Origin of the sequence: Arcticibacter sp., from assembly GCF_045629565.1 — a bacterium.
Taxonomy (GTDB): domain Bacteria; phylum Bacteroidota; class Bacteroidia; order Sphingobacteriales; family Sphingobacteriaceae; genus Arcticibacter.
On record NZ_JAZQRL010000032.1, the window covers coordinates 1 to 7,034 of the forward strand.

The 7,034-nt window shown below is 44.6% G+C and carries 4 protein-coding genes; all 4 read right to left on the reverse strand.

The features are described 5' to 3' along the window. Window positions 1-1,526: glycoside hydrolase domain-containing protein (locus ACKI5J_RS03960; RefSeq protein WP_407426732.1), on the reverse strand; the 1,526-nt coding region annotated here is incomplete at its 3' end. A gap of 71 nt (window positions 1,527-1,597) precedes the next feature. Beyond that, window positions 1,598-2,938, reverse strand: coding sequence for a DUF4960 domain-containing protein (locus tag ACKI5J_RS03965; protein WP_407426734.1), 1,341 nt, complete (start codon window positions 2,936-2,938; stop codon window positions 1,598-1,600). 59 nt (window positions 2,939-2,997) lie between these two features. Continuing rightward, a complete protein-coding gene (locus tag ACKI5J_RS03970) occupies window positions 2,998-4,695 on the reverse strand; it encodes a RagB/SusD family nutrient uptake outer membrane protein (protein ID WP_407426736.1) in 1,698 nt (565 codons plus the stop codon). 45 nt (window positions 4,696-4,740) lie between these two features. After that, the coding region (locus ACKI5J_RS03975; RefSeq protein WP_407426738.1) for a SusC/RagA family TonB-linked outer membrane protein at window positions 4,741-7,034 on the reverse strand (2,294 nt) is incomplete at its 5' end.

The window sequence follows — 7,034 nt, forward strand, 5'->3', positions numbered from 1 at the left end:
GCTACGAAGCTCCAGGGCTTGCCTTGCAGACTGTATATTCGGTTCGTCAAGGCCACTTCGTCATTTACATATAGTACGCTCACCGACCCGTCTATAATCAAACTAAACGTATAGGCTTTGTTCGCTTCGAGATTGAAAGGAACACGAGTTACTTCCACACCATTATTATAAGCTACAATACGACCAGTTCTTGCCTCAAACTTAACTGTGTAACTACTTGTGTTATCATCATTTGTGTTGAATCCGATGGCAGCGGTACCTGTAAGGTTACTTATCGCGAAGGTACCCAGAATCTTCGCTGTCCCTTCTATCCCTTCAAACTTGTATAAAGCCATGCCATTGGTTCCGTTCAATACATAATTTGAACCCGATCGGCTCACCGTCCCGCTTTCAGAAACTACGCTGGCTTCTTTTTCCTTGTTAAGATATTCCGTTACAGACTGAGGGTTTCTCACACCCAATTTATGATTGGCAAGGGGGTAGATTTCATGTGTAACCAAGTTTCCTGCCCAGGTTCTTGCACCGTTATCCGTCTCACCCTGCCGACGATGGACCCATCCAAAAGCATAGCGATGAGATGCATCAGCGGCTGAACGAGCGGCGTAGAACTGATGACCGTCAAACATATCATAACCATCTGCAGGCTTCACCCATGGCCCTGCAGTAGAGTTAGCTATACGGTAATGAGTACCAGGTGTGCTACTCCAGTCTTCAGCAAACAGCATATAATACTTATCTCCCGCCTTAAAGATATCTGCACACTCCAGCATCTCGTAAGTACCTTCAACAGACAACGGAGCAGGCTTTAACACCCAATTATTGGAAGAAGGATCTTTTGTAGTATATACCAAAATAACTCCTTTTCCGATTGCCCCATTAGTCGCAGTCTTTGTACTCACCAGCATCCAGTACTCTCCGAACTCATCGTTATAAAACACAAAAGGATCTCTGAAGTCGCTGCCCGTATACCCGGAGGAGGCTCTGAGTGAAAAGTCTTTATGCTTTGTCCAGTTACTGAGATCTTTGCTTGTTGCATACATCACCGCCTCCCGGTTGTTGGCAGTAGCCCAGCCAGGATTGTTATTCTGCAGCCAGGAAGCACTACTGTTATGCCCCGTATAGTAAAAGTAATAGGTATCCCCAACCTTCACAACAGATCCTGTACCCGGCAGCTGGTCCTGTGTATTCGCATTACCATAAGGGATCATCTCCCCTTCGTAATTAAAATCCAGCACATTGGTTGAGGTGAACTTATGAACAGGATGCTGTCCTGCACTGCTGCTTTTCACCAGATCGCTTGCATCATGAAGGAAGAAAATTTGAAATTCACCATCTTCATAATAGGGCATTACATCACCCACCCAACCCCTATATCCATTATTCTGGCTTGTACCTCCGGTTGGCTTAGGGTAAATAGTAAACGTTTCCTCCTTCACAGGTTCAAAAGTGTGGTTTGTTTTATCTTTGCTACAGGACATTAAGCTGAATAGCAGGCCTGCGGCACAAAATGTTCTTTTTAAAAACATAATCGGCTTGTTAATAAATCGGTTTTTTAATAATCAGCTGTTCAGGGCTCCCGCAAGAGCCCCGAATGCTTTTAATCAGTTCCTCTTAGATAATCTATAGCGTTTCTCGTAATGGTCCGGATGTTATTGATGTATCTGTTAGCGGTACTTGCGCCAGCTTGAGGCTCGGAATACCAGTCGTAAGCTCCAAAGGCAATGATAAGTGTATTGCCATTGCTTGCCGTTGGCCATTCTGCAATTCCTACCCTTCCATCAAGCTGGTCGTCCCAGGCCTCCGAAGCGAGATTGATACCACCGGTTTGCTGTCTCCAGTTAGCTCCATTTCCATAGCCGCCCCACTCAGGCAAGAACCACCACGCCGTATGATTGAGCCGGAATGTTCCTTTTTCCAGAAGGTAGGCCTTACCTGTTTCGAAAGTCTCCAGGTTTCTGAATATTGGATGATCTTCCCTCCCTTTGAATGAGATCCCCCAGTCATTGTTGAACTCAATACCACCCGCAGGGATAAAATCACCAAACACATTGTTCGGTCCCTTACCCGCAGGTACTATACCCAGCCTCTCCAGATAAGTGGTCGCATAGGATGTTAACAACAAGCTCCCCCCATTACCCCGGTAAGCTTTAAGAGCGTTGATCACATTTGGACTCAGTGCTGCGTCAGGCAACGATTGAGAAGAATCAAAATGCCACCAGATTACTTGGTAATTCGACAGTCTCATTCCCGTTTCTATCGTCTGAAAAGAGATATAATCCGCTTCAGGATACGTTTCAAAGAACCAGTCCGCAGCAGCCTTCTCATCGCTGTTCGTAATCATGCCCCTGCTTGGGGCTACTCCAAGAAACGCATACTGACTGATAGAGTTACTGATCACGTTTACCTGATAGACAGCACTCACACCGTCTTTTGAGAGAGTATACGACACTGGCCTGGTAAAATTCTGAGCAGTATTTGGCGAAGGAGAAACAGTAACATCTGGCTGCAAAGCAATGGAAGGCGTCAAGTTGCTCAGGTCGGTACCATCCGGCATCAGTAAAGAAATACTCTTGTTTCCATGGTCAATAGTAGCGTCAATACCGTTGATACTAAACGATACCAATGGAGGAATGATCTTTACTGTTACCAGATACTCTTTATATAAATTCCCGTTCGTGATTCTGTAACTTACCGGGCCCGTAAAGTTATGCGGTTGCCCGGGATCCATTGATGAAACAGCCTCCTCAGGAAGCCCAAGAACAGGGTTCAAAGAAGTAACATCAGTACCAAAAGGAAGATTGACTAATATATCTCCCGATCGCTGATTTATTTCTCCGGTGACACCATTAATGGCGAAGGAGGTCAATTGTACTTCAGCGTCGAGGTTGAGCGTCGAACTATCTTTCTTACACCCAAACGATAGCATTAAAAGTACCATGAGCAAACAATATGCTCTATGTCGGTTAAAATAGCTGGTCATATCTATGATGGTTAGTATTAGTTATATCCCGGATTTTGAACATACCGGTTCTCACTCCAGAAAATTTGATTCTGAGGAATAGGCAAAAACTCATCTCTACCCTTCGTAAATCTTGCCCCCTGATAGATACTGCGGGACGGCCTCTCTGCGTCAAAAAATGCGTTCATCACTTCAGCTGCAACTCCCCAGCGCATCAAATCAAAGAATCGCTCTCCTTCAAGAGCCATTTCAAGCCGCCGCTCAAAACGAAGAGCCTTACGCGCATTTTCCTGATTCCAAATGATGTTCTCGCCAGCTATATACGGCTGTATGTAATACTTTGCGGTCGGTGTTCCGTCAGCTTTAACCAACCGACCGGTACTATTTGCGGCTCTTTCTCTGATTTCATTAATCAGTGGAAGGGCCTCATTATGGCGACCCAATTCAATTAAAGCCTCGGCTTTAAACAACATCACATCAGCATACCTGATCATAATGCGCGGTTTTGTATTTCCGTAAAACGGATCGATGTTTATCAGAGCATCAGGTGACACATTTTCTTTCATGGAATTATATGTACCGTACAGCGCAATATTCCGGCTCCATCCGTTAGATACCAGCAGATTAGGATCATACTTCCACGGTGCGCCCGGCCTGGAGATCGTGTGGTCTAATCGCGGATCGATAGTCTCCTGTGCCAAATCCACATTTTGCTGGTTATACGTCTCAAATAAAGGAACACCATTAACGTTAGTTCGGTAAGCGTTTACTAACGTCTGCGAAGGCTTTTGGAAATCACAGCAGCCCAATCCCTGGGGTACTGTAAGCATGTCACCAAAATTCACTCTTCCACGTCCTGCCCCATCACTACTTGAAAACTGTACGGACATGATCGCTTCTTTTCCATTTTCAAAAACTGAGCCGGACAGAAAATTATTCGCAAAATCCGGCTGAAGGCCATAACTGGAACTCAACACCTGATTGGCAGCCTGAACCACCTCTTCCAGTCTACCCGCATCTATGCTGGTAACTGTGTGCTGATCGTTTTGCTTATAAGCCTGAAACAATCTTGTTTTTGCAAGAAAGGCATAGGCAGCGTACCTATTGGCGCGGCCAATCTGAGGTTGTGTTGCCGGAAGGTTTTCTGTCCCGTACTGAAAATCAGCCGCAATCTTATCCAGGATTTCATCCCTTGTAAATTCATTATTTAAAACGAACTTATAATCTGCGGCAGGTACGTTCTCGTCTATGTAAGGAATGTTCTTAAATAGATTTTCAAGCATCAGATACCAGTATCCCCGTAAAAAGCGCAGTTCAGCCTTACGTGTATTTGCCAGTGGATATTCTGCAGTAGTAAACTGATTAAGAATACGCAAGCCTTCGTTAGCTCTTCGAATCCCCACATAAATATTAAACCAAATACCATCATAGTTCCATTGATCCGGTCTGGAGGTCACGAAAGTCTCCATAAAGTGAAAAACATCCCCGTCACTGATACCGCCCCCTCCTTTGTAGGCATCGTCAGCCCTGACATTACCATACTGGTACATGCTGAAGGCACGGTTAATTTCATCATTGCCCAGCTGCGAATAGGCTGCAATCACAAAACCTTCCGCTTGTTCAGGGTTAGAAACCTGGCTTTCATCAAGCGCACCTACTGCGCCTACATCAAGGTCTTTGGTACAAGAACTCAACGTGATAGCTATTAAAATAGCTTTAAAAAAATATCTTTTCATACTATTCAGATCTATAACAGATTATTAATCATGAAATCCTTCGCGTTAAAAGCGCACATTAACTCCCGCAGTTACCACCAATGGATTGGGATATCCAAATCCCGGACTTTCAGGATCCACACCAGTAAACGATTTTGATTTAAGCAGTATCCCCAGATTATCCCCACCCAGGTATACGCGCACCGATTGCACCTTAAGTCTGGATATAAGCGATTTATGGAGTGAATAACCAATCTGCGCGTTTCTTAACTTTAAATAAGAGCCGTTCTCAACGAAATAGGTCGAAAACCTGGCTTCAGAATTATTGTCTGTGAGCGCTACCGCGGGAATATCCGAATCAGGGTTAGTAGGCGACCATGCATCCAGCAACCGCGTTCCCTTGTTGGATGAAGATTCTACAGCACTCCAGAAGTCGGTATAAAACTTCGACTCGTTCCTGACATCGATTGACCCCAATCCCTGCAGCAAGAAAGAAAAATCAAAATTCTTATAACTAACCGCCGCATTGAATCCATACGTGAACTTGGGAAGAGGAGTACCAATCCATGTTCTGTCGTAATCATTAATCACGTTATCCCCATTCAAATCCCGGTAACGGATACGCCCTAGTCCCTTATTAGGCTGTTCGGCACTTGCCTCAACTTCTTCCTGTGACCTGAACAAACCATCGGCAATATAGCCAAAGTGTGATCCGAACGTCCTTCCGAGAATGTTCTGTCCCCGTCCATCACCACCGTAGGCATTTATAACTTCCGGAGGCAATTTGGTTACTCTATTTTTAACCACATCAAAATTACCGGTGAGATCAAGCTTTAGATTTCTATTGATCGCACCCCGGTGCCCAATAACAAATTCGAAACCCTTATTCTCCATAGATGCACCGTTAACCCAGGTATTACCACCTTCACCTAAGACACCTATATACGGTGGTTTTAGCAGAATGTCAGATGTCTTCTTCACGTAGTAGTCCACGCTTCCATAGAGCTTTTGATTAAATAAAGAGTAATCAAACCCTGCGTTGCTCATTTCTGTAGCTTCCCATTTCAGATTTGGATTCGCATTTTGCGATAAGTAGAATCCAGACGCCAGTACGCCACTTTTGTCGCCATTAATATCGTAGGCAGTAATGTTATAGTTCGGGAAATAGAGGTTATAAATAGCGTTATTTTCTATCTCCTGGTTGCCCGTTTTTCCCCAGCCGAAGCGGAGTTTTAACTCATCAAAAATTTCCGTGTTATCTTTAATAAATCCTTCCTCACTAACACGCCATCCTGCTGAGAAGGCCGGAAAGGTTCCAAAACGATTGTTATCACCAAAACGCGAAGATCCGTCATATCTGATTGTTGCAGAAAACAGGTACCTGTCAAGATAAGAGTAGTTGGCTTTTCCAAAATAAGAGAGCAATACATTTTTAGCTCCACTTCCAGCATTGTCCTTTGTACCCGTTCCAGCATCCAGGTACAAATAGTTCGGGTCCTCCAGTACGAAACCCTCTCTGGAGGCCATAAATGAGGTTGTATTATCCACATAATATTCCGTCCCGCCTATGATATCAAGATTATGCTGTTTTAACTGGAGTTTATAATTCAGGGTATTCGTCCACGTAGTCTTAACGCTGTGTGTTTGTGTATTGGTTACTTTGTTCACATCATTTTTAAGGTAGCCCGACTGATATTTCTTCTGCCAGTTACGCGAAGTGTAGTTCCCGTAATCAATGCCGACATTAGACCTGAAAGTTAATCCCTCTACAATTTTAAGGTCAGCGAAGAAATTGCCGAACAGACGCATATAGTTATATCCGTTCTGCTTGTTATCCTCCAGCACACGCACCGGATTTTGCCTGTCGTTCATGCCGGCTACCGGACCGCCCCATCCAATGCCATCCTCCGTATGCACAGGAATAATAGGGACTGCCTGAATAGCCGAGTTGATAATGTCCGCCGCAACCTCTTTTGTTTTTGACAAACTCAAATTCTGCCCAACGTTTATCCTCCCCTTAAATAACCGGTAGTCAGAATTCACACGTGCCGACAGCCTGTTAAAACCTGTGGTTCTCACCACGCCTTTGTTATCAAAGTAGCCAACAGACAACAGGTAGCTTCCATTCTCCGACCCATTAGCAAGCTGAACGTTATAATCCTGCACGACGCCAACCTGGGATATTTCTTTGAGCCAGTCGGTATCTGCTGACCTCATGGTATGAGCAGTATCCAGAAACTCCGGAACGAATACTTTGTTCAACACAGGCTGGTTCGTTTGCGGATCAACATACCAGTCATACTTGTACTGGATGCCGTTGTTGTCGGGATTGAAATTACCGTTAACATTTGCCTGCCACA